This window comes from Ensifer sp., assembly GCF_031989085.1.
Classification (GTDB): Bacteria; Pseudomonadota; Alphaproteobacteria; order Rhizobiales; family Rhizobiaceae; genus Ensifer.
In genome coordinates this window covers 188,368-209,566 of the sequence record NZ_DALZXU010000007.1, presented here as the reverse complement: position 1 = coordinate 209,566, position 21,199 = coordinate 188,368, and the positions used below count along the sequence as shown (strand labels likewise).

18 protein-coding genes and 5 pseudogenes are annotated in these 21,199 nt (G+C 56.6%); 12 read left to right on the top strand and 11 right to left on the bottom strand.

Features of this window, described 5'->3' with window-relative positions:
- Nucleotides 1-54 precede the first annotated feature (54 nt).
- A complete protein-coding gene (locus RTP54_RS24495; RefSeq protein WP_312366154.1) occupies nt 55-546 on the bottom strand; it encodes a GNAT family N-acetyltransferase in 492 nt (163 codons plus the stop codon).
- A 121-nt stretch (nt 547-667) separates the two neighbouring features.
- Here RTP54_RS24495 and RTP54_RS24490 point away from each other — a divergent pair, with 121 nt between their 5' ends.
- Together RTP54_RS24490 and RTP54_RS24485 are read left to right on the top strand one after the other, a co-directional pair.
- Complete coding sequence (locus RTP54_RS24490) at nt 668-895, top strand: hypothetical protein (RefSeq protein WP_312366153.1); 228 nt, start codon at nt 668-670, stop codon at nt 893-895.
- 173 nt (nt 896-1,068) lie between these two features.
- Nucleotides 1,069-1,620, top strand: a complete 552-nt coding sequence (locus RTP54_RS24485) for an isochorismatase family cysteine hydrolase (protein WP_312366152.1) — start codon at nt 1,069-1,071, stop codon at nt 1,618-1,620.
- Between the two features lie 210 nt (nt 1,621-1,830).
- Here RTP54_RS24485 and RTP54_RS24480 read toward each other — a convergent pair whose 3' ends face one another.
- Nucleotides 1,831-2,955, bottom strand: coding sequence for an MFS transporter (locus tag RTP54_RS24480; protein WP_312366239.1), 1,125 nt, complete (start codon nt 2,953-2,955; stop codon nt 1,831-1,833).
- A 204-nt stretch (nt 2,956-3,159) separates the two neighbouring features.
- Between RTP54_RS24480 and RTP54_RS24475 the strand changes: the two genes are divergently transcribed.
- Together RTP54_RS24475 and RTP54_RS24470 are read left to right on the top strand one after the other, a co-directional pair.
- Nucleotides 3,160-3,777: a TetR/AcrR family transcriptional regulator gene (locus tag RTP54_RS24475; RefSeq protein ID WP_312366151.1), complete on the top strand. Its 618-nt coding sequence runs from the start codon at nt 3,160-3,162 to the stop codon at nt 3,775-3,777.
- A 280-nt stretch (nt 3,778-4,057) separates the two neighbouring features.
- Nucleotides 4,058-4,783: a haloacid dehalogenase type II gene (locus RTP54_RS24470; protein WP_312366150.1), complete on the top strand. Its 726-nt coding sequence runs from the start codon at nt 4,058-4,060 to the stop codon at nt 4,781-4,783.
- A gap of 654 nt (nt 4,784-5,437) precedes the next feature.
- Here RTP54_RS24470 and RTP54_RS24465 read toward each other — a convergent pair.
- The 3 genes and pseudogenes from RTP54_RS24465 to RTP54_RS24455 form a co-directional block, all read right to left on the bottom strand.
- Nucleotides 5,438-7,060: a serine hydrolase domain-containing protein gene (locus tag RTP54_RS24465; RefSeq protein ID WP_312366149.1), complete on the bottom strand. Its 1,623-nt coding sequence runs from the start codon at nt 7,058-7,060 to the stop codon at nt 5,438-5,440.
- A 54-nt stretch (nt 7,061-7,114) separates the two neighbouring features.
- Nucleotides 7,115-8,605 carry an ABC transporter substrate-binding protein gene (locus tag RTP54_RS24460; protein WP_312366238.1) on the bottom strand — a complete coding sequence of 497 codons (1,491 nt, stop codon included), beginning with the start codon at nt 8,603-8,605 and terminating at the stop codon, nt 7,115-7,117.
- Between the two features lie 356 nt (nt 8,606-8,961).
- Nucleotides 8,962-9,242 (bottom strand): annotated as a pseudogene (locus tag RTP54_RS24455) (LysR substrate-binding domain-containing protein); the annotation flags it as partial.
- A gap of 23 nt (nt 9,243-9,265) precedes the next feature.
- Here RTP54_RS24455 and RTP54_RS24450 point away from each other — a divergent pair.
- The gene (locus RTP54_RS24450; RefSeq protein ID WP_312366148.1) at nt 9,266-9,532 is read left to right on the top strand and encodes a hypothetical protein; all 267 of its coding nucleotides are present in this window, start codon (nt 9,266-9,268) and stop codon (nt 9,530-9,532) included.
- Nucleotides 9,533-10,038: 506 nt separating this feature from the next.
- Here the strand turns inward: RTP54_RS24450 and RTP54_RS24445 are convergent.
- Complete coding sequence (locus RTP54_RS24445; protein WP_409517207.1) at nt 10,039-11,607, bottom strand: arylsulfatase; 1,569 nt, start codon at nt 11,605-11,607, stop codon at nt 10,039-10,041.
- A 462-nt stretch (nt 11,608-12,069) separates the two neighbouring features.
- Here RTP54_RS24445 and RTP54_RS24440 point away from each other — a divergent pair, with 462 nt between their 5' ends.
- From RTP54_RS24440 to RTP54_RS24415, 6 genes and pseudogenes are all read left to right on the top strand, one after another.
- Entirely contained in the window at nt 12,070-13,035 is a 966-nt protein-coding gene (locus tag RTP54_RS24440) for a hypothetical protein (protein WP_312366147.1), read from the top strand.
- Nucleotides 13,036-13,044: 9 nt separating this feature from the next.
- On the top strand, nt 13,045-14,787 hold the full coding sequence (locus RTP54_RS24435) for a hypothetical protein (protein ID WP_312366146.1): 1,743 nt from the start codon (nt 13,045-13,047) through the stop codon (nt 14,785-14,787).
- A 336-nt stretch (nt 14,788-15,123) separates the two neighbouring features.
- Nucleotides 15,124-15,384: a hypothetical protein gene (locus RTP54_RS24430; protein WP_312366145.1), complete on the top strand. Its 261-nt coding sequence runs from the start codon at nt 15,124-15,126 to the stop codon at nt 15,382-15,384.
- Nucleotides 15,385-15,457: 73 nt separating this feature from the next.
- Entirely contained in the window at nt 15,458-16,441 is a 984-nt protein-coding gene (locus tag RTP54_RS24425; RefSeq protein ID WP_312366144.1) for an HAD family hydrolase, read from the top strand.
- 178 nt (nt 16,442-16,619) lie between these two features.
- Nucleotides 16,620-16,872: pseudogene (locus RTP54_RS24420) on the top strand (AbrB/MazE/SpoVT family DNA-binding domain-containing protein).
- Nucleotides 16,869-17,060: pseudogene (locus RTP54_RS24415) on the top strand (type II toxin-antitoxin system VapC family toxin); the annotation flags it as partial. The pseudogenes RTP54_RS24420 and RTP54_RS24415, both read left to right, overlap by 4 nt.
- On the opposite strand, the gene RTP54_RS24410 reads toward RTP54_RS24415, so the two are convergent.
- The 3 genes and pseudogenes from RTP54_RS24410 to RTP54_RS24400 all read right to left on the bottom strand — a co-directional run.
- Nucleotides 17,051-17,209 (bottom strand): IS3 family transposase, encoded by a 159-nt coding sequence (locus RTP54_RS24410; protein ID WP_409517206.1) that lies wholly within the window; start codon nt 17,207-17,209, stop codon nt 17,051-17,053. The pseudogene RTP54_RS24415 and the gene RTP54_RS24410 sit on opposite strands and share 10 nt — an antisense overlap.
- Nucleotides 17,210-17,252: 43 nt before the next feature.
- Entirely contained in the window at nt 17,253-17,630 is a 378-nt protein-coding gene (locus RTP54_RS24405; RefSeq protein ID WP_312366142.1) for a transposase, read from the bottom strand.
- Nucleotides 17,631-17,690: 60 nt separating this feature from the next.
- Nucleotides 17,691-18,349, bottom strand: a pseudogene (locus RTP54_RS24400) (ATP-binding protein); the annotation flags it as partial.
- Nucleotides 18,350-18,593: 244 nt separating this feature from the next.
- On the opposite strand from RTP54_RS24400, the gene RTP54_RS24395 reads away from it, so the two are divergent.
- The gene (locus RTP54_RS24395; protein ID WP_312366141.1) at nt 18,594-20,576 is read left to right on the top strand and encodes a BCCT family transporter; all 1,983 of its coding nucleotides are present in this window, start codon (nt 18,594-18,596) and stop codon (nt 20,574-20,576) included.
- Nucleotides 20,577-20,804: 228 nt separating this feature from the next.
- Here the strand turns inward: RTP54_RS24395 and RTP54_RS24390 are convergent, their stop codons facing one another.
- Nucleotides 20,805-21,029, bottom strand: coding sequence for a hypothetical protein (locus RTP54_RS24390; protein ID WP_312366140.1), 225 nt, complete (start codon nt 21,027-21,029; stop codon nt 20,805-20,807).
- 10 nt (nt 21,030-21,039) lie between these two features.
- Nucleotides 21,040-21,198: pseudogene (locus RTP54_RS24385) on the bottom strand (SDR family oxidoreductase); the annotation flags it as partial.
- Nucleotide 21,199: the final 1 nt, after the last annotated feature.

Sequence of the window (21,199 nt, the reverse complement as noted above, 5' to 3'; positions counted from 1 at the left end):
GCCGCTGAGCTGATACTGAATCTTCGCCCGGCTGGGACGGGACTATTGCGCTTATTACAGTATGCGGCTCATCTGAACAGTAGCAAAGTACACACTGTCGAACCTCATCCCATGGCTTTTCACGCAGTCACGGCGGAAACCGAATTTCTCGTAAAGCCGAATAGCCGGCCGATTATCGTCGCGGGTCTCGAGTTCGATACAAGTTATGCCCTTCAGCTTCGCCTTTTCGATACAGGCGTGCAATAAAGTTTCGCCTATTCCCTGGCCTCTGTAGTTGGGCAGGACACCCATTCCGAGGCTACCTCGATGGGAGATCGCGTCCTGCCAGGCGGGGAAGATATCCGCCCAGCCAACGACGCAGTCGCCGTCCAGAGCAACAAACTGGACACTATCATTTGCGACACTTGCTTCAACGAACTCCTGCACTTTTTCCAAGGGTAATACCTTGGTCTGAGCGAGGTACCGCCTCTCCCGTGCAACGACATCAAGGCACGAATGGAAACTTTCTGAGTGATCAACTGAGATTGGCGAAACGACGAAGGACATCTCGGCTCCTGCTACTGAAAAGGTGAGGGGGAGCCACGATCAAACCCGACATCCACCGGTGTTAAAAGGGGCCAAATCTCGTGCGAATTGATGAACACTTCAAGCCCGAAAACGCCCGGCGTTGGCATCCACCCAGGTCAATTTTCTGTTCTTTTTCTTCTCCCTTTCAAAAAAGCCAGTCATCGTAGTAAGCGAACTTTTTCACCCTTTAACGGCAATCCAGCACACCTTTGGATTGGCGACGCAGTTGAAATTCTTCATCGCTCCCACAATTCCGGCACACTTTCTGCCAAACGGGCTACGCAATGCGCAGCGCCCAGTGGACTATTTTTGGAGCAAAAATGTCTAGACTGGTGCTTAACTAACTTGGAAGGGCCACGACATGAACCTCTGGCGCGCCTTTACTGCGTATCAGCGACGGTTGATAACGTAATGTTGTTGATCCCGAGCTATTAATTACCTTGAAAGGACGCGTCGAGTCGACAATATTAGGCTGAATTCAAATCTATTCAGAGGTTTTTTATGGCACTCGACTTTCAAGGTACTTATATTGATAGAGCGGCTCTCGTGATTATGCACTATCAAGTCGACGTGTTCTCAATCCTTTTTGGAGATCAACCATCGCCATTGTTGGATCAATGCAATGCATTGATCCAACAATGGCGCGTCACCGGTCGGCCATTACTGTTCCCCAATTTTTCGCTGGGGGAGGCGTATGAACATGCACCGCCGCCGAATAACCGCCAAATCACACCCTTTTTATCGACCGGACGATTTCGTACGGGGCGGCCGGTCGAAGGGCTTGCGATCGAAACGGGGGACCTTTTCTACGCATGTCCGCGAGCTAGTGTCTTTCATGGAACATCAATTGACACCGACCTTCGGACGCGCGGCGTAAGCACTCTGGTAATGGCCGGGATAAGCACGACCGGCGTTGTTCTTTCAAGCGTCGCCTGGGCCAGTGATGCAGACTACGATGTGCGCTTGGTCCAGGACTGTTGCTACGATCCGGATCAGGACGCACATGAAGCTCTCTTTCGTTCCAGGTTTGGCGGACGCGTCGAGGTGGTTTGAAGCAGAACGCGGGTGTCGTGGAAAAGGCGCTACCCCTGTCGGCTTTGCTTTCAGAGACCATTCGGTGGATTATTCCGCTTGCGTTACGTCAGGATTTGGCCTTCTCGCGTCGTGGCGCTGATCGGTAGGGCCGGCTCGGCGAAACTACACTGAGGTCATCATGACCAACGGAGATAGCCAGTGTGAAGTTCAAATTCTTCCTTATGGTCACTAGTGGGTCATCCTTTTTGCAAGCCGCGATAAAAGGAGGGCAATGGCAGCAAGGGCGGCCGCGATATAGCTCACCCGATCCGGTCCGATCAAATCGACACCGAGACCGCCAACCAAACCTGATAGTGCGATTGCCAGATAAAGGATCGCTTGGTTCAACGAAATCAGAACGGCTGCCGACTGCGGTTTGAGTGCGATCAGCATATGCTGCTGTGGTGTTGTGATTGCAAATGCAGCAATCGCAAAAAACGCAACCACGACGTAAGCCGACGACAGGTTTCCGATTGCATGGGGGATAGCCAACAAACTGGCTATCAGCCAAACGAGTGCAATCGCCACGACTTTCGGACCCCCGATACGATCTGCGAACACACCCGCGGTAAGATTGCCCAGTGTGCCGACAATACCGAGCGTCAGCATCAATCCTGCCAGATTAAGGCTGCTTTCTCCCGTCGCTGGTTCGAAGATCACGCCAATGTAGGTGTAGGGAATGTAGACGGCGGTGAAGGCAAGGAGCGTGACACTAAGAACCGCAAGAATGTGAGGCTCACGAAGCAGACGTGACTGCTGTCGGATGCCACTTGACTGAGCTGTCGAGGTCTTCCTCGGGACCAGAGCGAGCACCCCGAGCGCCCCAACGATCGCAAGAGCGGCCGCCAGCCACAATGTTGTGCGCCAGCCAAAGAGCCCGCCAAGTACCGTACCAAACGGAGCTCCGAGCGAAGCGGCGGCCGTGAAGCCACTGACTACAATAGCGATAGCTTTCCCGCGATGCGCCTCGGGAACCAGAGCCGCCGCGGTTACTGTTGCGTTCGGCACGAATAGACCAACACCGAGCGCGGCCAGGATCTGGCCCGCGATAACGTGCCAGTAGTGTGGCGCCAGCGCGGTCCAGACACTCCCGGCCATATAGACCAATATGGCGATCAAAAGTACCTGCCGGCGTTGCCATCCACGGGTAAAGGTTGTCAGAAGGGGGCCTGCTAAAGCACACGTAAGTGCAAATACGGTTATCACCTGTCCTGCCGTGCTGACAGATATGTGAAGGGATCGACTGAGAAGTGGCAAAAGGCCCGCCAATACGAATTCGCCTGTGCCAACTACGAATACGCCAAAGGCCAGCATGGAGACTGTGACCCAGTGACCGGTGTGTTGTGACGTTTGCACATTGCTCGGTGTTGACCTGTTCATTGGTTTCCTTTCGACGGCACGGTGGCGTCAGAACTGCTGCGGAGCGCTCGTTCCCTTGACCGGCGCAACTCGTTTTGATATACATACGACCGTATATATAAATGGATTTGGAAGTCAACCCAAATTGGAGGCGTTGAGATGATGGAATTGGATCGCAGGCGCCAACGAGGAGAGAGGGCGCGCGCTCAGGTCCTTGAGCATTCGACAGCAATCGCGTCGACGGAAGGGCTCGAAGGCCTGTCGATCGGTCGTGTGGCCACAGATGCCGGCGTGGGAAAGGGCAATATCCAGGTACTGTTCGGCGACAAGGAAGCGTTACAACTCGCCACGCTTGAGAGTGCAGTCGCACTGTACCAGCGAAACGTGGTGGATCCCGCGATGCAGGAACCCAAGCCTGCTTCAAGACTTGAGGCACTCGTCGATGGATGGTTCGGCTTTGTCGAGGCGCGCACTTTGCCTGGCGGCTGCTTCATCAATGCAGTCAGCAGCGAATATCGAGCGCGCCCTGGACGTATTCGCGATCGCATCAACGAGCATCGAAAAGAAATCCGCTCCCGTTTCGCTGACTTGATCCGTGCTGCTCAGGAAGCGCATGAATTCCGGACCGATCTGGATGTCGAGCAGATGGTTTTTGAGCTTGTGGCGTATCAGGCAGCGGCGAATGTCGCCTCGTTGATGGGCGATTCAGACGAATTTTTCCGAGCCCGAACGAGTTCAGTCGAACTCGTTCGTCTTGCTACGACAAGGGAGGACTAAGATGGCTGCCTGGCTACCGAGGGCGGCGACGTAGCTGGCCTGTCCATACAAGTGAGAAAGCTATCCAGAGCTTCAAGGAGCGGTTGGAGCGCGTACCCCCACCATCCACCCAATCCACCGACAACCCTCGAATATGGGGCCGAAGCAACTCGGGCAGAAAACGACTGAAGGAGGGTACGAGCATCCGTTTGAACATTTCGACTATCTCAAACCTCAGATCGACAGGATCGATCCGTCGTACCGCTAGTAGATGCACACGAAAACCAACGTGGGAGTGGTCATGGAAAATCTCGAAGTTTTGTTCTTTGATGTCTTAGGAACAGTTGTTGATTGGCGTGGCAGCATTGCAGCGGAGGTTAAGCCCTTTCTCGCACGTTATGCGGCAGCAGAAATAGATGCTGAAGATTTTGCGGATGCATGGGTTGGCCGCTATGATGCGTCGGTCGAGGCGGTGCGAGCTGGCAATCGGCCATTTGTGACGCTTGACCTTCTCAATCTGGAGAACCTCAAGGAGACCCTGGAAGCCTTTGGACTCACGCGTGTCAAAATTGATCAGGCGGACCTACGTCATCTCAATCTTGCCTGGCATCGACTGCAACCTTGGCCTGATTCCGCGGCAGGGATATCTCGACTGAAAAAACACTTCATCGTTGCCCCACTCTCTGATGGCCACACTCGATTGATGATCAATGTGGCTAGACACGGAAAGCTCCTTTGGGACACGGTGCTCGGCGCGGATGTATGGCACTCCTACAAGCCGATGCCTCAGGTCTATGTGCGTGCTTGCGAATTGCTGGGCGTGGCGCCGGGCAATGCAATGTTGATTGCGGCCCATGACTACGATCTGAATGCTGCCCGCAATTGCGGGCTGAAAACCGGTTATGTTACGCGCCCTCATGCAAACGATCCCTCAAAACCGGCATACAGCCCGTTACCCAATAACTGGGATTGCGAGGCATCTGATCTTTTGGGGATTGCGGACATATTGTTGAAAGGTCGGTCGTGACCGATATTCTTTAGCAGTATTGGCGCGCTGGCACGGCCTCAAGGGCGAGGTCACCCGGTTGCCGTGGGCCTCGCATTCCTCGTATCGGAGCGACGGCACTTTTATTTAAAGATAATGATGGCCCCCCATTCAAGCGCGACTGCGACACAGGAAGGCTGGCGGGAGGAGTGCCGGATGACCCACGCGGTTCCCTGCCATCCCGCCGTTCTAACTGGATTTATCCACTAAGCGTCGAACCCACAGGAAATACCTCTAAAGCAAAAGGCGCCAGGCAAGCGGCCCCATCTCCGGATCTCTTTATGGAGGCTCGCCGAATCGTATTTCTCGTTGGGTGAGTGAAGACGGTCATCGTTTTTGGGCGAAGCCGATGAGGACGCCCATGCCCAGAATGCACTTGAATTCGCCGCTAACGGCAATGGAGCCGCTGTTGCCCGTGATGACCGCAGGCTTTATTCGCAAGTGCGCATTGGGAGTGGCCTGTTGAGGCGAAGCCGTCGGAGAAGACGGTCGGCGCCGGGCTGCCACCATAGTCAGTGAACGTCGCTGAACAATTGGAAGGTATGCGGGCGTGCATCTGCGTCCGAACGGACTTGCGAATCCTTCTGGATCCAAGTCGCCGGTGAACTCGTGTTGTTAGCGAAATATCGGGACACTTCAGGTCCGCCGTCGAAGCGCCACCGCGCGTCCACGGTCACTGTTAAGAACGATCCCATCTCCGGTGAATCTTACCGTATAGAGCCAAGGCAGAATCCAGGGTGCTGTGCGCCAAGCATCGTGGGGCTCCCGATCAACAGGATGCGCGAGAAACATGTCATCGTCACATGATTCCAGTTCGACGCAAGCGGCGCCGAACGGCGAAGAAATGCGCATCTGCCAACTTTCTCCCTGTTGGCCGACAGCTGCCGTCAGACCAGCCTCGTCGCTTTCGTAAACACCTGAGATACCAATGAACATGCCTGCCGATTCTTCAATCTTACGATACAGCTTCCGGCGACCGAATCTCTCCGTCTCAATCGTACCGTCCGATGCCACAGAGAAGATGAATGACGGGAGGGCTCCTCGAGCCTGAAAGATGCCGCGCTCGACCTCCTCTAGTGGCGACACACCCATGCTACCGGCAATCGCAGGAAGGCCTCCCGCCTCCTCCAGACGAAACAGGAATCCTCCATCTTCCGAGCGCCAGAAACCGTAGTGGGCCTCGAGTGTCGCAATTCCTTGCCGCGAAATCAGCCCACCTGGCTCGCGACCGAGTAAGATGTCCAACAAATCCCGCGCGATTCCGAACGACGAAAAATCGTCGTGGTTGGAAAGAAGGATGACGCTCAAATCTTCGGATGGAACGCGGAAGGATTCCGACCGCGATCCAGCGATCCAGCCGCCATGGCCGATTAGGTCAACGCCCTTTTGTTTCGTGTTGACCAGACCAAGGCCATAGGGTGAGGCGGCGCCGCCGATCGTCACGAAGGAACGCCCCATCCGCTCGACCATGTCCGTGGTGCCGACCATCGGATTTCGAAGGTTCTGCTGCCAGCGTATCATGTCGGAAAGGGTCGAGACGAGTCCTCCCTCCCCGCCAATCGCGATCCCCCAGGTCGACTTCAGCCACTTACCGTTGGCACCTCGACGATGGTGATCCACAAGCCGCGGATAGATTTCGTCGTCGCGCATCATCAGCCGCGTGTCGTTCATTCCAAGCGGCCCGGTGATATAGTGCGACAGTGCTTCGTCGAAGCCCTTCCCCGTAATCTTCTCGATGAGTTCGGAAAGAAGCAGAAAATTAGAATTGCTGTAGAGCACGTCGGTGGAGGGTGCGAAATTGAGGTCCCGTTGCCTCGCTACAATCGCCTTCGCCGTCGCTCGCGACGAGGGAGCCGTAATCGGCATGCCGGCAATGATCATTGAATCGAGAATATCCCGGATACCACTGGTATTCGATGCGAGATGGCCGAGCGTTACTCGGCACTTCCAGTCGGGAAGCCACGGGAAGTGGCTGCGGATGTCGTCGTCGAGCGAGAGCTTGCCTTCCGCTTCCAGCAACAGGATCATCATGACGGTGATCTGCTTGCTCTGCGAGGCGATGCGCATCACCGAACGGTCGGTCAGCGGAATGTCGTGCGCGAGGTTCGCAAGCCCCAGCACGCGCTTGTAAACCGGCTCGCCTTTGTGAAGGACGGCGACGGCCAGGCCGGGGCCCGATGCCGAAGCCGCAGTGGCTACGAGCGCATCGAGACGCTCGCTCGATGCAGAGGATATATTTCCGGTGAAAGAGGAGGACATCTGTTACCCGCGAACCCGTTGGTCCCCGCCTCGACGGGGACCAGGAACAATCTCTTAGTTTTCGAGTGAAACATTCCAGAAGGATGGCCAAGGAGATGGCCAGAAACCTTTCATCGCTGGCGACTTCGCGGAAAGTGCGCTGAAGTTGCCAACCTTGATCATCGGCGCCTGCTCCATGATCAGTGACTGGACGTTTCCAAATGCGGCTACGCGCTTGGCCTGGTCGGTCGTGCCAGTAAGCGCCGTCATCGCGCTTGCGATTTCGGGCGTGCTCCACCAGCCAACGGTGCTTGGAGAAAGGATGTTGATCAGCGCCGGTTCAGGAAGGAATGGGCTATGGGTAATGAAAATGTCCCAGAGCTCGGGATTCTGGATACGCTGCGTTAACGTCGCCCAATCCACCACTTCCATCTTCACATCAAAGCCGGCGAGCTTCAGGTATTCCGCAGCGACCAGCGCTATCTTGTAGTGGAACTCATACTGACGGCTCGTGAGGATTCGAAGCGGTACCGGGGGGGCCAGGCCGGCGTCCGCCAATACCGTCTTGGCGGCATCAGGATCGGCAACGTCATAGTTCCCCTCGACATTGACATCCGTGCGCCAGGGATATCCCTCGGGGTACATACTACCATCAGCCGCATAAAACTTCGGATCGCCGAAGGCAGCCGCCAGCATGTCGGTCTCGCTCAGTGCCTTCTGCACCGCCTTGCGCACCTTCATGTCGGCGAGAACGCCCTGTTTGGAGTTCATCCGCATCATAAGCCATCCGAAGTTCTGGAGGAGCACGGCCTCCGACTTGGAATTGGTCAACCGGTCCATCTGTTCGACGGGGATCGAATCCGTGTAGGCGAACTGACCGGCGACCGCGCCTTCGAGCCGAGTCGAGGCGTCCGGCGCAGGCACGAAGCGAATTTCGTCGAGAAAGGCAATGCGCTCGCCGGCATAACCGGAAGCGTCTTCGGAGCGAGGCTTGTAGTTGTCGTAACGGACGAGCTGGATGTACTGGTCCGGTTTGCGCTCCTTGAGCTGGTAAGGGCCCGTGCCGACCACATCGGTCATAGGATCTGCCTGTTTTTCGCTCGGAATCATAATCGCTGCGGAATTGTTGAAGGCAAGCAATGCCGGGAGCGCCGCGTAGGGCTGTGCCAGTGTGATGCGTACGGTCAACGGATCGACGGCTTCCACCTGTTCGACATTTGGAGCGATCTGTTTTCCGCGCCCGGCGAGCTTCAGCCAGCGGTTCAATGATGCAACGACGTCGGCCGAGTCGAAGGCGGTCTTGTCATGGAAGATAACGCCCTCACGAAGCTTGATTGTATAGACGCTGCCATCCTGGCTGATCTCGGGCAGGCCCTCCGCGAGAAGCGGCGCGACATTCCAATTGCTATCGAAGGTGTAAAGCGTCTCAAAGATATGCTGGCTAATCATGCCGACGAGATCGGTGGACGTCACCATGGCGTCGAGTGTGGGAGGCTCGCCGATTGTTGCGACATCAATGACGCCACCCTTTTGCTGTTCTGCGTGAGCTACGGACATCGCCGACATCACGGCCAACGTAGTTAGCAATCCCAATTTCCTCATCATAAGCCTCCCAACTTACTTTATTATGGAATAACTTCCACAACAGGATGAGGTTATGGGTTGAATATTGTCAAGCCTTTTGTCTTGACCCATACGTGGGTCTGTCCGACGCAGATCCAATAAAGGTGTCCGGCCTTTCTTCGGTGTTATCGACAGTCAGACTGCGCAAAGCTTGGGCGCTTTTGGCGGAAAGGGAATTGGCGAACCTCTTGCCTTCAAAGAAGGCGTACCTCTTCACCCATGGCGCCGGACATGAGGCAGGAGCCGGAACCGACTACGCCGCTGGCTTTGCAGCGAAGCTAATCCTGCACAATGCTCCCTCATTTCCCCGCCCTTGCCAACGACCTCGCGATATCGATGATGTCGTCCCGAGCGGCCGTCGGATCGTCTTGGACCAGGCGACACCGAGGCCAATCCTGAAGTCCACTCCCTTCACTTTTCGAAGCTCGAAATTGCGATTGGGCAGATCCAGCGTCCATTCCGGCGCAAAGCCAATACCAAGACCGGCCGATACCAGCGACACCAGCGAGAAGGTGTCGAAAAAGGTATAGGCGACGCTTTTCGAAAGATCATGCTCCTCGAATTTCTCTGGGATATAGCGGCCTTCGGGATTCGGCAAAGCCGATGGGCGTTGCAAAGTACAGGTTGTCCGCCGCCCTTCCCCAACCGTTGCAAACAGAGCTACCGACCGAAGCAGAGCTTGCCCGCGAGTTCCCGTTGATGTCGCTGGTGAAGCTCCGCATCGAAATTGAGCGTGAGATCCGACTGTTGATGGCAAACCAGACCCACAGCGAGCGACCAACTGCTCTTGGCGCCACGCTGGTCGAACTCCAGCTCCTCGGGCTAGCGATACAATCGGCAGACCAATTGCAGACGCCCTTTACGCGATGAACAGAGCTGTGTACGGTCTGGACGGCGCTCCTGCGGACGCATCGCAAGCGACCCGGGTAGCAGCCTCCTTCCTCGCCGAGCTTCATATTATCAGCAACGGCCAGTCTTCGTGATTGGCAAGGCTCGGCTGACGAGCAGTTCCAGCCGATACATTATGCGAATCTGAAACCACAAAGCGGAAACATTCCGTGATCGTAACTTGGACCCATCCTCAAATCTCCCGCACACACATAAAAGTCAATCAGACTTTGGTGATTATTGTGATTTCGCGTGAGGGTCGACACGAGTCGCGTCGATTTGACGAGCTTTGGCCCATTCGTATGCGCTCTTCTTTGGTCGGGTAACCAGGAGATGCTGCTTGGGGAATTGACGGCTAACCAAGTTTTCGGGTGAGGAAGGATCGAAGTCATTGAGCCGCCGAATAGAGTGGGATCCTTCACTCCGCGAGTAAGAAGCGCCACCGAGAACAACGATCGGTGGCGCTCCTGGTTATTCTGCCGCTGGCGTTACTGTGCCGCCATCGAGTCGAACGACTTCTTCAATGATTCTTGAATCTGATCAATTGAGAAGCTGGCAGCGCGCTGAGCTGGTGGATAGTCCTTGAACGTACCCAGGAACTGACCGGCCATTGCCTGGGCCGGCACCAACAAGTAAGCGTGATCGAGTACCCAGTCGTAATAGGTGTTCGAGGTTACGTCGGCGCGTTCATAAGGATCCGCGCGCAGATCGAAAATCTTGGGGACGCGAAGTGGGGTGAAGGGTTCCGCCCAAATTCTAAGTGTGCCCGTCGCACGCTGCTCAGAAAAAACGATCTTCCAGTTCTCGTAGCGCATGGCAACCATGTCGCCATCGTCGTTAAAGTAAAAGAATTCTTTACGAGCACTTTGATCAGTCTTGCCAATGAGATAGTCGAGCTGGTTGTAACCGTCGAGGTGGTTCTTGTACTGTTTGCCCGTGATCGAGGCGCCATTCAATAGGCGATTTTTGATGTCGGTATCGCCAGCTGCCGCCAAGAGTGTCGGGAACCAGTCAAGTCCCGAGAAAATCCCGGTCGCAACCGAACCCGGTTTGATCTGTCCTGGCCAACGGATCATAGCCGGCACGCGAAAAGCACCTTCCCAGTTGGTGTTCTTTTCACTGCGGAACGGTGTAGTCCCGGCATCCGGCCAGGAATTCTGGTGGGGACCGTTGTCGGTAGTGTAAATCACGATCGTGTTGTCTGCGACGCCGAGCTCGTCAAGCTTGTTGAGGATAGTGCCGATGAGCTTGTCGGTCTCGATCATTCCGTCTGCATATTCGGTAAGCGCCGTCAGGCCCGGTTTGCTGCGATTTTCCGCGCGAACATGGGTGCGGAAATGCATGCGCGTCGTGTTCATCCAAGTGAAGAACGGTTTCTTGGCCTTAACCTGACGATCGATGAAGTCGATGGCGGCCGCCGAGGTTTCGTCATCGACGGTCTCCATACGCTTTTTCGTCAGCGGTCCCGTATCTTCAATCTTGCCATCAGCCGAAGCTTTGATAACCCCGCGGGGACCAAATTTTTTGCGAAACTCCGCGTCTTGAGGATAGTTGAAATTTTCCGGCTCTTCTTCGGCATTCAGGTGATAAAGATTGCCGAAGAACTCGTCAAAACCATGCGCTGTGGGCAAGAACTCGTCGCGATCGCCGAGATGGTTCTTGCCGAATTGGCCTGTGGCATAGCCCTGATCCTTGAGCGCTGTAGCAATTGTCACATCTGACGCTTGAAGGCCCACATCCGCGCCTGGGAGCCCAACCTTCGATAGTCCGGTACGCAGTGTCGACTGGCCGGTAAGGAAGGTCGAACGGCCCGCCGTGCAACTCTGCTCGGCATAGTAGTCCGTGAACTTCATGCCCTCGTTCGCGATGCGATCGATGTTCGGAGTGGTGTAACCCATAAGACCGAAGCTGTAGGTCGACAGGTTCGTCTGGCCGATGTCATCGCCAAAAATGACGAGAATGTTCGGCTTTTCGGCCGATTGATCCTGCGCGTAAGACGGCAACGCGGCCGTTAGCGCGCTCGCTGCAAACAGCATGCCGCAAATCCGGGCTTTCATTCGCATTTCGGGCCTCCAAATCTTCAGGGCAGATCGCCTGTCCTCATTTCGAACGCGCTCGCGCGCAGCCAATCGTCGTTTTGCCGATTTGATAAAAGGCGGAGCGTGCCCTCGGGGCAACATCCAACACCTCTGCACCTCACGACCGTTTGATAGGAGGCCAGTTAAAGTCGCAATCTGTCGAGGTACGAACATGTGCGAACATGTTCTCAACTTTCAATAAGCGCTTGCAGCGGACGGTTTGAGTGCCCGCTGCGGAGGATGCACCGTTCTCACTTTGCGAGCCGCCCGATAGCCCTCCCAGGCGCTAGACGACCCACATCGGTTCGCTTTCGCGGCCCAAATTAACAGTTACGTACTTTTCAAAACCCACATTAACCCCAAGACTGGCCTCGGACGCACGAAAGCGAACGCTGTTCCTTCCCCCAGCGAATACACAAGTAGTTTCTTGCGAGGACCGTCATGACGTCGAACTCGTTGCCCGATGCAGGAACTGGCAGCTCGGCCGGCCAAATGCGTGAGGAATTGAGCCGAATACTTGAAAGCCCTGGTTTCAAATCGACGCCTCGTCGGAGAAGGCTCCTGACATTCTTGGTGGAGGAGTTCCTGGCAGGGCGCAGCAAGGGACTCAAAGGCTACACCATAGCCACCGTCGTGTTCGGGCGAGATGAAAGCTTTGATCCACAGACAGATCCGATCGTTCGGCTGGAGGTGCGTCGGCTACGCCACGACCTAGACGGCTACTATGTCTCCGCCGGAAGAGACAGCCCTCGTCGCATCGCTGTCCCCAAGGGGCAATACATGCCCGTCATGGAATGGAAACAGGATACCGTCGTCGCGCAGTCGGCGGAATTTAGTGCCACCGCAACCCCGGAGCCTCCTCGCATACTTGAGCCCGCAAATCCTAGACCGAATGGAAGGTTGTGGCTCACAGCAGCGGCGCTCTTCATTCTGGCCGGGGGGCTGAGCCTTGCTGTCGTACTGTGGTATCTGGATGACGCAAAGGGGCACGCACATGTTCGCGGTCCTGCGCTTGCTGTCCTGCCTTTTGCCACTGATCGCATGACGCCTCTAGAAAAGAAGATCGGCGGCGACATTGCCGAGGGCGTGCTGACCAGATTGAGTCAAATCTCTGGACTGCGCCTTTATGATCCCGGGACTGAAGCACAGGCAATGGAAGGCCCGATCGAAGTCGGAGTCCGCCTCGGATTGACACACGTGCTGGATGGAAGTGTTCGGACGCCAGATGCGACCAAGCTGCGCGTCATTGCTCGCCTCCTCGAGGTCAGTACGCGCCGAATAGTTTGGATCGGAGAATATGAGCGAAGCGATACGGTGGGCTTTACTCTCGCGGTGCAAGACGAGATCGCCAGATCGATCGCTGCCACGATCGGAGAAACACACGGGACATTGCCAGGGGATAGGTAGGAGCGCGTCATGGAAGAGGAAGGTACTCGTCATGTAGCTGGTAGGTTCGTCACCCAATATGCCGTACGAGCGGCGCTGGATCGGATTTTAGCCGACAAGGAGTTCCGCGGATCTGAGCGCCACCGAAAGCTTCTGCGCTATGTAGTCGATGAATTCTATGCCGGCCGTTCAGGCAAGATCAAAGCCTACAGCATCGCAGTTGACGTTTTCGGCCGCCCCGCCTCGTTCGACCCGGATGCCGATCCGATCGTGCGTGTCGAAGCTGCGCGGCTGCGCGCGGCGCTGGCCCAGTACTATGAGACAGCCGGTGACAAAGTAGGGTTGCGCATCGAGCTTGCAAAGGGAAATTATGTCCCGACCTTTTTAAAAATTGGCCATCCACCGGACCTTTCGCAATTCGCAGCCGATCTCACCCAGGTGCCGAGCGAGCATGTGAGGAAAGCCAGAATAGATCTTGCGATTGCTCGACCAAAACATACAGCACCTTGCCTGATTGCCCTTGCTGTCGCAGGGGTCGCGGCATTGGCGGGAGCCCTCTACCTCTGTGCCGTTGAGCGCGTCCCGTGGCAACCGACGCTTTCGGTCAAGCCAACGATCACTGTCGACATTCGAGCCGACAGCGCAGTTGGCGAAGAAGACCAGAGGAAGATAGAGACTTACTTAGTCCACGCACTGTCGCGGTTCTCCCCGGTGCGCGCTTTGGCCAGATCACCGGCGATTGGCGTCGATACGCAATCCGTCATCGGGTGGGTTGGGTCACAGACGCCGCTGAAGTTGCAAGGCAGTCATGAGTACCGAATCTCGGTAAAATATACCGCCGATGTCAAGAAGAGCCAGGCCGCGTGGCAGGTTGTCGATGCGCAAAGCAATGAGGTGCTGAGAACGGGCATATCGGAGGCACACAGCGATGACGATAACGGACAAGCAGTCCAAGAAAAGCTATTGGCCCGGCTCGCTAGATCGCTCGCCGGCGAGGAAGGCGTCATCGTCAGCCTGGAAGCGGCGCGGCAGTTGATGTCGCCAACGATCGGTGTCGGTTGCGTGCACCTTGCCGACGTTGCGCTGGCACGGATCGATTCTGAAGGCTTGACTACGGCCAAGACCTGTTTGGAGCAATCGTTGACCTACCGCGATGATGCCGATGTTGTTGCGAGCCTGGCAATGGTACTGGCGGCAACAAGGGGGCCAGGCGCCTCGCCGGCGGTGGTGGCGCGGGCGGTAAGGCTAGCGGACAAGGCGGTGGCTCTTGCACCAACATCAAGCCGGAGCTATGTTGCCCGGATGCATGCACGCTTCATCGCCGGCGACAGGGAGACTGCATACCTGTCCGGTCGCCGCGCCGCTGCACTCAATCCTCTCGACGATGCCATTCCAGCGCGGCTTGGCCTGCTGCTCTTCGTCAGTGGGCATTATTCAGAGGGCGTGCGTCTCGCACACGCGGCGAAAGCAATCAGCGGGTATTTGCACCACGATGCGGCGCTCACGCTGGCGCTCGAAGATTACCGTAACGGCAAATACCGCGAAGCGCTTGAGGGTGCGGGTCAACTCGCCAATCCTGCCGACACCGCTGTCAATCTCCTGCGGGCGGCAGCATCCGGTCAAATCGGCTTGGCGCGAGAGGTGCGCCGGAACAACGGTGGTTCGACGACGCCGCTAGAGAGTGAACTTGTGCTATCTCGGTCGCCGGCGCTGATCGCTCTGCTCGATGACGGCCTTGCCAAGGCCGCGGTCCGTTTCGTGAACCCGCGCTAGTCGGCAAGGTTGCGGAGCGTGAGGCAGCGGAGAAGCGTTGACACCGCAACACACGAAAAATGCACCACGCTCGGCGATATGTTGCGCCGATATCCGAGCGGTGGTCGACCACAGCATCGCAGATCACGAGGCCCACATTCACTGAGGCCGCGCCGCGTCTTTCGCCAAACATCGTGACATCCGACGTGCGCTTTTTTGCCCGTCCGCGCCCGCTCGTTCCCGAGACCTTGCTGAACCGCTCCAAGGAACATGTTCGTACATGTTCGCACCTTTTGCGCGGGCAGAACCGAGCGACACTTGTCTTGATCGAGGGTGGACCAATGCGAGGTTGCCGTCATGTCCGACCTAGTCGAGGTGATCGAGCATTTTCGAATGCACGAGTTGACCATCCGCCGCCTTTACGGCCGAACTCCGGAATTCAGAAGCCTGTGTGAGGACTATGTTGTCGCCCGAACTGCCTTGGAGCGCTGGCGAACCGACGAGGTGAAGGTCCATGACTTCAAATTGCTGACCGAGGAAATTGAGGCGGAAATAGAGGAATTCATCCAGGGTGCACTCAATCGTTTTCGGGAGATTCTGCCGCGAGAGCAAGATTAGACCGGAGTGTCACATCTCGACGCCATGCGGTCCGTCCCATGCGCCATGTCAATCAATTTTCGGAGGCCAAACCATGAGCTTCGTCCATGGAATAGCAGCAGGTGTCGCTTTCTTTTTGACCCTCGCACCGTTGATCTCCAGGGCGGACGATCTTCCGTCCTGGAATGACGGCGCGACAAAACAGGCGATCGTCGATTTCGTCGCCCGAGTATCGAGTGAAGGGGGCGATCACTTCGTCGACCCCGCCGAGCGCGTGGCAGTGTTTGACAATGACGGTACGCTCTGGGGAGAGCAGCCCATGTATGTTCAGCTCGCCTTCGTACTCGATCGTATCAAGTCTCTTGCGCCTCAACATCCCGATTGGAAAGATGCCGAGCCGTTTAAATCCGTGCTCGCAGGCGATATCAGCGGCTTGGCTTCGTCTGGGGAAAGGGGACTTATGCAATTGGTCGGAGCCACGCATGCCGGCATGACAAGCGACGAGTTTGCAAAAATCGCTAGCGATTGGATCACGACCGCAAAGCATCCGAAAACTGGCAAACTCTACACCAGCATGGTCTACCAACCAATGCTGGAACTAATTTCGTACCTGAAGGCGAACGGCTTCGAGGTGTTCATCGTTTCCGGCGGTGGGATCGAGTTTATGCGACCTTGGGTCGAGCAGGTCTATGGTATCCCACCACAAAATGTCGTCGGCTCTTCCATTAAGTCGAAATATGAGGTGAACGACGGCAAGCCTGAGATCGTGCGCCTGCCAGAGATCGACTTCGTCGACGATGGGTCAGGCAAGCCCATCGGCGTTTACACACATATCGGTCGACGCCCGATAGCAGCCTTCGGCAATTCCGATGGGGATTTCCAGATGTTGGAGTGGGCGACTTCGAGCGGCGGCAGCAGTTTTGCTATGATCGTACATCACGACGATGCAGACCGCGAATTCGCATATGATCGAGAATCTAATTTTGGTCGGCTTGACAAGGGACTTACGGAAGGCCCGAAGCACGGTTGGACGATCGTCAGCATGAAAACGGACTGGAAACAGATCTATCCCGAGTAAACTAGACGGCTAGAGGCTAACGCGCAGCGTTGACCCGAGATCGATCGCCTAGCGAGGGGGCGCAAGCGCGGCATAAGGTTGATCGCACCCCCGCGCGCAATTCGTCGCCTTGAAGGGAATCGAACTGACAACCCAATTCCTTGAAAACCGTGACAAAAAGTGAACCCTTCGATAAATCATTCCCTACACCGGTCCGACCAGGACAACGACAGTTACAGCCAAGGGGCAAATCACGATTCCAAAACCGGTGCGCGATCTCTTGGGTATCGTGCCTGGAAGCAAGATAGACTTCCGGCGCACTTCCGATGGAAGCGTTGTCCTCGTCCATGCTGCGAAAAAGCAGCCGCCCAGCCGCTTCGCAAAACTACGAGGGCTGCGGGCAAGGCCCCGACACTGACGCGATCATGGCGCTTACGCGTGGCGAGCCGTGATACTCGTAGACACGAATGTCCTTCTCGACGTCGTTACCGATGATCCAACTTGGGCCGATTGGTCGATAGCGCAGCTGGAAGCCGCAAGCGTCGTTGGAGCACTCTGGATCAACGACATCGTCTACGCCGAACTCGCCGTCCGCTACGATCGGATCGAAGACGTTGACGGTTTCCTTGATCAAGCGGGTTGGAGCTGGCGACGAATTTTCGGATGCAGATCGTGTTGACGCATTAGCAGTCTGATCTTCTTGTGGTTTACGATCAAGTCCTGCTGCCGTAACGCGGCACCAACGCGACGGTAGCCGTAGAATTCAAATTCATCGCAGATGGCAAACATCGCCTCGACGATAGCGGTATTATCGACAGGCCTTTCCGGGCTGTCATAATAGGTCGAGCGTGCGATACCCATTAGCCGGCATCCTTCGACGACGGAGATACCAGCGGGCCGGTGATGGCGGATGTAGCTCCGCTTCTCGGCCGCAGTGCGTTTTAAGAGCCCCCTTTAGAAACTCTAGTTCCAGCGCCTGTTTGCCTACGAGGCGCTCAAGCGCTGCAATCCGGGCCCCGTATTCCTGGATAAGGTCGGCGGCCTGAGCGTCATCGTCGAACGCACCTTCCTCATACTTGCTCACCCAAATCCGGATCAAGTTGCGCGACACGTCGTGACGCTTTGCCAGACTATGCAAAGTCTCGCCCGCGACAAACTCCTGCGCGACCTGCCGTTTGAATTCTATGCTGTGAATGCGATGTTTTGCCATGGGCTCCACTTTCGGAAACCCGGCAAGCCCGGTCAATTCATCAGGCCTATCTGTCCACCCTCAGGGGCGCACTCCATATTGGCGTCCAGTTTTGACCCCCTTGCTCCGTAGATCAGCGTTTGGCCTGGCCGGGGTTGCAGAGGGTGGGCCAAGGGCGGGTGACGATTGTCTTCGGCTTTCGCTTTGAGAGCGGTTCTTGAAGCGCCAGGACTCGTTTCCGGTTTCGACGATCTCGCAGTGATGGGTTGGACGGTCGAGGAGCGCGGCCGTCATCTTGGCGTCACCGAACACCGTCGGCCATTCGCCGAAGGCCAGGTTCGTGGTGACGATGAACGAGGTGCGCTTATGGAGCCTGCTGATGAGTTGGAACAGGAGTTGGCCGCCCGCCTTCGCAATGGCAGGTCTCCGGGTTCGTCGAGGATGATGAAGTCGAGCCTGTTCAGATAGTCGGCCGTCCGCCCCTGCTTGCCGCTGCGCGTTTCCGTTTCCAACCGATTGACCAGATCGACGACGTTGAAGAAGCGCCCGTGTGTTCCGTTGCGGATGAGGGGTCGGGCACTGGCGATGGCCAGATGGCTCTTTCCGGTTCCCGTGCCGCCGACAAGGACGACGTTGCGCTGATCGGCGACGAAGGTGCCGGTGGCCAGTTCCCACACCAGGGGTTCATTCACGGGCGTATCGGCGAAGTCGAAATCGTCGATGTCCTTGGCCAGTGGCGCCCTGCGCGGCGGACAACGATATGCCAACGCAGTCGCCCCATCGAGCGACGGATGGCAGAATTTCTGAGCGCAACCCCTGCACCCTGCACTCAGGAAGCCTTGATGCGTCTGTCGTCGTGGCGATGTTTGCCATCTGGGATGAATCGCTATCACCGCGTCGGTGCCGCGCGACGCTTGGCAGGGGGTCAATTTATTGAGAGGATGACAACTATATGATTGCGGCGAGGTGGAAACTGGAGGCGTGATGCGTCAATTCAAGGTTAATCCGCCAGTATTCTTCGGCGCCGTGGTGGTTATCGCCATATTTGTCGGGATTGGGGTCATCGTCCCACAGCAGGCGGAGCGCATCTTCAGCGCAATGCAGGCGGCGATCCTGACACAATTCGGCTGGCTCTACCTTCTAGCGGTTGCGATCTTTCTTTTCTCGGTCATCATTTTGGCCGCCGGCCGATATGGCGATCTAAAGCTGGGTCCTGACGACTCAGAACCAGAGTTTCACTACTTTTCCTGGCTCGCCATGCTGTTTGCAGCCGGCATGGGCATCGGCCTCATGTATTTTGCCGTTGGCGAACCGATGACGCACTTCGCATCACCGCCTGAGGCGGATCCGTTTTCCATTGCCGCCAAGCGTCAGGCCATGAGCGTGACGTTTTTCCATTGGGGCATTCACGCCTGGGCGGTTTATGCAGTCGTCGGCTTGTCGCTAGCCTATTTCGGATACCGCTACAATCTTCCGCTCACCGTTCGATCCGGCCTCTACCCGATCCTGAGGCACCGCATCAACGGGCCTCTCGGGCATGCCGTCGACATTTTCGCAATCTGCGGGACGCTCTTCGGTTTGGCGACGTCGCTCGGATTCGGTGTGCTCCAGATCAATTCAGGTCTCAATTTTCTCCTGGGGATCCCAGTCTCCGCCTTCGTGCAAATCTCGCTTGTGGCAGTCGTCACCGGTGTCGCGACGATTTCCGTTGTTACAGGCGTTGCAAAGGGAGTACGGATCCTCAGCGAGATAAACCTACTATGTGCATTGCTCCTGATGATCTTCGTGCTTTTCGTTGGGCCCACCAACTTGCTTATGCGCGATTTCGTCCAAAACATCGGGCTTTACCTCGACACCTTTATGCTTAGAACCTTCAACATCTACGCCTACGAGCCTCGGCCATGGATCGACCAATGGACGCTATTTTACTGGGCCTGGTGGATATCCTGGTCGCCTTTCGTCGGCATGTTCATCGCGCGTATCTCGCGTGGTCGAACAGTCAGGGAGTTCGTGGTCGCGGTGTTGTTTGTTCCAGCCGTCTTCACGTTTTTCTGGATGACTGTGTTCGGTAACACGGCAATGTACGTCGATACGACGATTGCCAACGGTGCCCTCTCGAAAGACGTGAAGGCGAACCTATCGGTGGCACTCTTTCAGTTCTTTGAATACCTGCCATTTGCCTCGGTAACGTCCACGCTTGCCATCGTTCTGATCGGCGTCTTCTTCGTGACGTCTTGTGATTCCGGTTCGCTTGTCATGGACACTATAGCATCCGGCGGAGATACGGAGACGCCCGCTCTACAGCGTGTGTTCTGGTGCGCGGTCGCGGGCGTCGTGGCTTCGGTGCTGCTTGCAGCAGGTGGCCTCTCGGCTCTGCAATCGGTCACCATCTCGACGGCACTACCGTTTGCATTTGTCATGCTGCTTTTGGTGCTGGCGTTGTTCATGGGAATGCGGGCGGACATGGAGCAAAGCCGCGCGCATGCTGCCGGGCGCACGCAGATACGGCCTTCGTCCGAAGTACCGTGGCAACGCCAGCTCGCGATGATGCTGAACGCTCCATCAAAAGCGGATGTTGAGAAATTTCTTGCCGAAACTGCGCTTCCGGCGCTTCAGACCGTCGCAAGGGAACTGGACAAGCGCTCACATCCCGCTGTGGTCACCGCCGAAGCTGGGGACGGTTCTCTTACCCTGTCCGCATCCACCGAGGGCATTCGCGATTTCGTTTATGGCGTTCGTATCACGCAGCATCGCCTCCCCGCATTCTCTGCTGTTGAGGCGAATCAAAATGCAATGCGATACGAAGCAAGGACCACTTTCGGGGACGGCAGTCGTGGATATGATATTATGGGCATGTCGCGCGAGCAGATAATCGCTGATGTACTGGCACAGCTCCAACGCTACCTGGCGCAAGTCCGATCTCTTGAGGCATCACTGATGACGGCATCACCAAATGCGGATGCCTGAACGCCTCCACAAACCGGCCTGCGGCAGCGCCGCGCGCCTACCGAGCGCGACCCTTTGACGTTTTCGGAATCTTCAATTCCTGTGTGACGTGGTTGCGAGGTCGGAACCCACCTACGCCGTTAGCCGATCAGCCACCCGATGACTCCCCGAAGCGCAACGATCAACACCCCCGGAAAGCGGCCACCCGGACCACTAGAATCGCCGAAGCGAAGGCGACGGCGGCGGTGATCACCACCGCAGGATCGACAGGACGCCGGCGATGACCACGCCGGTCCTGACCGGTGCCAAAGCTTCGCGCATGGCGCAACCGACGCGACCACCGCTCGTCCCCAGCCAGCGATCTCCAGCCGACCAAGGTCGCGAGCATCGTTCCAGGACCGGGAGCAGCACGCGGCTGTTGACGGGCGGGACTTCGGTCCAGACCTTATATTCAAGCAAGGAATAATGCTGCATTTTGGTTCCCTTATCGGGCAAGCCAACCGCGGTCCACCGGGAGGATGGTGCCATGTATATAGTCGGATGCCGGTGCCGCCAGGAAGACTGCTGCACCAACCATGTCGTCGGGACGCGCCCAGCGACCGGCGGGAATTTGTTTCACTATGTCGGCGCTTCGCTCCGCGTCT